Annotated in this window: 1 protein-coding gene; it reads left to right on the forward strand. The window is 35.9% G+C overall.

Annotated features, from left to right (window positions below; translation table 11 throughout):
- Positions 1 to 472: 472 nt before the first annotated feature.
- Positions 473 to 646: a helix-turn-helix domain-containing protein gene (locus BN3456_RS00105; RefSeq protein WP_089981940.1), complete on the forward strand. Its 174-nt coding sequence runs from the start codon at positions 473 to 475 to the stop codon at positions 644 to 646.
- Positions 647 to 878 lie beyond the last annotated feature (232 nt).

Here is an 878-nt window from a genome sequence, read left to right on the forward strand (position 1 = left end):
TGTAGCTTAATGCATATTTGGATCTGGAGAGTGTTCCACTATTCTCCCCCTGTTCCTTGTCACTTATCAACCATATCAGTTCATTATAAAAATCTTAAATTTTTGTCTTGACAACTGAGCCACTATATAGTATCATTTATATTTTTAACATTCATTTTTGTATTGACAGGTATTTTTAGGAAAGTATCATTTGAATATCTTTTTCTTTTACCCCATATCCCCCTCGTATTCCTTCATATCCCGCTTTACCAAACGGATAAACCACTGAATAAAATTCATCTTCTCACCTCGCTTTACAGCTAAGACAATGCGGGGTGATAAAAAGTTTTAAATTTTAAAATTTTTTTGGATGTTCCGCAATCCAATGCATAGCATAAACTTTATAGGCATAATTTAGCCTATATGGTTGTTTTTAACACATTCAATTCGCCTATACAATATATTTATCAATTATCAAAATAGGTGGTGACATATGAATTATTATGAAATTGGACACCGTATACGGAAGTATCGCAAAGCCCTAAATCTTACACAGGAGCAGCTGGCATATAAGGTTGAAATATCCACCACACATATAAGTCATGTAGAATCTGGGAATACGAAGCTAAGCCTTCCCCTGTTAGTGAAACTTGCTAAGGAACTATAGGTGCAGACGGATGAACTAATTTGGGGCAAGACACAAGCAAGCCGGACAGCACTTACAGATGAAGTAGTAAATATACTCAATTCCTGCTCTTTACACGATATGAATGTAAGTGCTTCAAAAGATAGCGTCGTGTAATCTCCATGCAGATCCTGTAAAATTAACCTAAGATGTCTTTAGGAGGTTATACAATGGATCAAAGCCATTCAACTCATCCGGCAGGTACACCATTTGC

This window comes from Clostridium sp. C105KSO13 (assembly GCF_001517425.1).
In the GTDB taxonomy this organism is placed as follows: Bacteria; Bacillota; Clostridia; order Lachnospirales; family Lachnospiraceae; genus Muricomes.

Coding starts and splice junctions, on each gene's coding strand:
- BN3456_RS00105 (WP_089981940.1), top strand. CDS start 473: ATGAATTATTATGAAATTGGACACCGTATACGGAAGTATCGCAAAGCC.